2 protein-coding genes and 1 pseudogene are annotated in these 4,373 nt (G+C 37.7%); all 3 read right to left on the bottom strand.

Annotated features, from left to right (window positions below):
• Positions 1 to 221 precede the first annotated feature (221 nt).
• Positions 222 to 3,011, bottom strand: coding sequence for a TIGR02921 family PEP-CTERM protein (locus F6K54_RS41105; RefSeq protein ID WP_293090264.1), 2,790 nt, complete (start codon positions 3,009 to 3,011; stop codon positions 222 to 224).
• A gap of 113 nt (positions 3,012 to 3,124) precedes the next feature.
• Complete coding sequence (locus F6K54_RS41110) at positions 3,125 to 3,847, bottom strand: Uma2 family endonuclease (protein WP_293090266.1); 723 nt, start codon at positions 3,845 to 3,847, stop codon at positions 3,125 to 3,127.
• A gap of 121 nt (positions 3,848 to 3,968) precedes the next feature.
• Positions 3,969 to 4,373 (bottom strand): annotated as a pseudogene (locus tag F6K54_RS41115) (Uma2 family endonuclease); the annotation flags it as partial.

The raw sequence follows: 4,373 nt of genomic DNA on the forward strand, positions 1-4,373 counted from the left end.
CCGGTTTTTGAAACTGCCTAATACCCACTAACTCTCCTACAGTTTACTGTCGCCATCAAAAGGGCGAACGCTTGTTTTTGGTTGTCTGTTTTTAGCGTTGGCGGAGCAAGTGCGGCAGCTATATCGCCTGTTTTTGACAACGTTCGCTTGTCAGTCCAATAGTCACTTTTGGCTGAGTATTCTATTGCACCATTTTAGATGAAACAGTCCACTACTATTGATTACTTTTGACTTTTGACTTTTAACTTGTTTTGACTTACCCATAAGCCTATTCCCATTACCACCATTCCTAATACCATACCAGGTTCAGGTACACTTACATCCTCTAATGGGTTATTGGGGTCGGTTAACTGCTCTTTACCATCCTCAACTTTGCGGTTAAAACGGTCTGCTGCTGCTTCTGCACGTCTGAGTGCTTCCCGTTGTTCGTCGTTAACTAAGACGATCATGGAAGAATAAGGCGTAACTATTTTATAAGTCTTGGCGATCGCGTGAATAGTATCTAATTCATCAAGGGTTTCCAAGTTCATTTGTTTACTCAACCCCAAAACTAACTGTTGAGCTGCTAACTGTTGTGCTGCCAGAGGTGCAAAATTCTCCTCAGTTGTTTCATCAGGAGATTTTTTATCCAGGAACCAAGCATAACCATCGGCAACACTGACAACAGAATCTCCGAAATTTGATTTTGCGGTCACTTGTTGGAAGACTTGGGCAAGTTTTGTCGCTACTCCACCCCCACTTTGTTGAATCAATTTTAATGTGGCATCATCATAAGCAGGCGGCATTGCACCTAAATGCAACATCCACAAAGGTGCAGATAAATTTGGCATCTCTTTGTTGTTTCTAGATAATTCATAACTACCTTCATCGCTGACCAATATTACCCCTTTGTAACGAGTGTCACCTCGTAACTGGAGATACTGTTCCAGCATTTCTTTGTATTGGAGCGTACCGAAAAATGTAACTTTATCCACATCAAACTGACTAATATCGTCAATGCGTTCGGGTGGCAGTGTAACATTAGTCAGAAATAAGTCAGCATCACCATTGCCAAAACTCAGGTCTCCAAAACCATTTTCCAGCAAGGAGTTAATTGTCTTTTTGAGTTCTTTGGTTTGAGTCTTCATGCTATAAGAAGTATCAAGTACCACTGCAAAACGTCCGCTTTCTACTAAAAATTCCTCTGGTGTTTCTAGGGGTTGAGCAGAAATGCGATAGTTGTTAGGGAAATTTATCTGATGTTGTCGGGGAGTTTGTTCGGCGATCGCTGGTACCGTGGGAGGCAACCATGTTTCTTGATAATGTCTGACAAACTCAGCGTTATACATTCGTTGAGTGTCTTTATTCCAATATATGTTGCGTTTCTCTGTCAACTGCGGTAATGCCCAACTATTGTTTTGTGCCATCACTTGATAAGTTAACCACAGGTGCATTTGAGTGGGTTGTTCGGGGTTTTCTTCTCGTTGGGTTGCGGACAATTTTGCTGGTACGGGAAATGCTCGTAAACGATATTGACGAGGTCCGACTTTTTCTAGAAGAGCTGGATCTACAGGGCGCTCTCGTCGCACTTGAGAAGTGTAGACTTTTTGAGCTGCACCACGGGGCGAAACTTTGAAAGGAAAACGTTTTTCTAGGTTGTCGGTATCACCCAACCAAATACCTGTAATTACTGCACTTTCTGGAAGGGTAAAATAATAGAGTATTTCTTGGGGTTCAAAAGTTTGATTTTCATAAATTTCATACAGTTCTATATCTGCCCAATCTCCATGTTCTATAACTGTAATTTCTTGTTCTTTTAGCCAGACTTTTTGTTGCCCAATATTTAATAATCCAGCCTTAACTTCATCTCGATTTGCTGTTGATTGGATGGCTTTAAGAATTGTTTTTTGTTCTCCTTTTTGGATAGGAGTATCGAAAAATTGACTATATAGTTTTCCGGCTTTTTCTTTATCTTTAGAAGACCCTTGATATAAGAATGGTGAAATTAGATGATTGAAGTAATTTTGTAATGATTGATTGATCGATTCTGGTAAGCCAAGTGTGCTTCTATACATAATTCTAATTTGGTTACTTTGGGCAGCCGTACCGAGATAACGATATGAGGATAAATAGGCATTGACTAATCCATCTTTAATTAAATTAGAATTAGCTAAAATTTCTTGGCGATCGCTTTCATTTCTGACTGGTAAATCTAACATTTGAAAAGCTACAACTTGGGGTTGTTGTTGAAATGAAACAAACAGAATCATCCAGGCAGTTATTACTGCAATAGCTCCTTGAAATGTACGTTGATGACCATATTGATTAGCAAATGTTCTGAGTATTTTTTGTCCAGAATGAACGTACAAACTGGCTAATGCTGAGGGCATAAATACAAATAAAGTTGTTGTTAAAGCCAATACAAATAAAAAGAAAACTAATGTAAAGACATAGCTGGGAGCGTAAGTTAACTCAGAAATAATTCCTCGAAGCCAGTAAAATGAGAAAAATTCTCGTACTAACATTATGGATACTGGCACGGCATAAAATAGTAGTAATATTCCCACATATAAACCTGTTAATAACATCAGGGTGTGGGCAAACATTTGTAGCCATGATACTAACTTATTTCGATTAGCATAACCATGTAAAATTTCCAGAGCAAAAGCGATAATACTAATGAATATTGTGGCTAAAATTAAAGTGCTAGCTTGAGTAAGTTCTCGTAGTACGAATAAACGTAACAAACAGAGTAAAAATAAGGGAGCTTCAACGCCATAAAATAAACGAATTAATTGCAGAGGTTGTTTCCGAAAACGCCATCCACCAATGATAGTAAAAACAGTGGGAATTGCTACTATTCCAATGAAAGTAATTAAAAATTGACTAGGAATTAAACCAGAGAAAGTATCTTCAATTAAAGACCATCCAATAATTGGTAAAATTCCGAAATAGACATATCCCAAAAATGTCACATTCCAGACCCAAAAGATACTGTGAAAAATCAGATTCAGAATTTTTTTAATTTTCATAAAATTTACTCCTGCAAATTATTTAGTTATCGAGTAAAAAAACAAAAGAGATTTGAATAGCGATACTGCTTACGCAACGCTCCGCGAACGCCTATTTTCTCTAAAAATTTAACCTATCCATTGCTTTCGGGATCTATACCCGCTTCTCGTAATAATTGTTCTAAACGTTTAGCACGCTCTTGAGCAATTTCCTTCTCTTGACGCTCCTGTTGAAGTTGTTCTTCTGCAATAATAGCGCGATTTTCTGCCACCTCAAGTTGTTGCTGAACTTCAATATAATCTGTAAATGGTTGTTCATCAGGACGGTACAACATTAGTGTTTCTGCTGTTAACTCAAACCTAATACCCAACCGAGGCGAAACAAAGCCATTTATTTCATCAATTCTTTCTAGGAAAAGTTCTGAACGGAACCATCCCGTTAAACTATTTTTTTGCGGATCATAAAGATAATATTCTTCCACTTCATAGCGGTCATAAAATAATAATTTACGCTCCATTTCTTTGGGTGTATTTCCTGGAGAAAGAATTTCAAATACTACTTGTGGAGCAATATTATTTTCTTTCCATTGTTGATAAGAACCTCGGTCTCCTTTCGGCACTCCAAAAACCACCATTACATCTGGCGCTTGTCGTAATTTACGATTATTTTCTACCGGATACCAAAGTAAATCTCCTGCCACAAAAACTTCAGCATTATTTGCAAATAACCAAGCTAAATTGTAATGAATAACTGTAATCCAACGAAATTGAATTGTATTATCTGCCATGGGTTGTCCATCACTATCTGGATAAACTATTTCTGAGTTAGTTTGGGACAAGGGAAGTTGGATTGTCATATTTTATTTCCTCAGATGTCTTAGTATTTTTAGTATGTATTTTTAGTGTCAAGACAAGAAAATATCCTAGACAATATATATAGCGTATATAGCGATCGCCTACTGCATATAAAAATTCAACCTATCCATTGGTTTCGGGATCTATCCCTGCATCTCGTAATAATTGTTCTAAGCGTTTTGCACGTTCTTGAGCAATTTCCTTCTCTTGGCGCTCTTGTTGAAGTTGTTCTTCAGCAACAGTGGCACTACTTTCTGCTTCTAAAGCACGATTTTCTGCTTCTGAAGCACGACTTTCTGCTTCTAAAGCACGACTTTTTGTTGCCTCAAGTTGTTGCTGCACTTCCATATAATCTGTAAACGGTTGGTTATCAGGACGGTACAACATTAGTGTTTCTGCTATTAACTCAAACCTAATACCCAACCGAGGCGAAACAAAGCCATTTATTTCATCAATTCTTTCTAGGAAAAGTTCTGAACGGAACCATCCCGTTAAACTATTTTTTTGCGGGTCATAAAGATAATATTC

Origin of the sequence: Okeania sp. SIO3B5 (genome assembly GCF_010692555.1) — a bacterium.
Lineage (GTDB): Bacteria > Cyanobacteriota > Cyanobacteriia > Cyanobacteriales > Microcoleaceae > Okeania.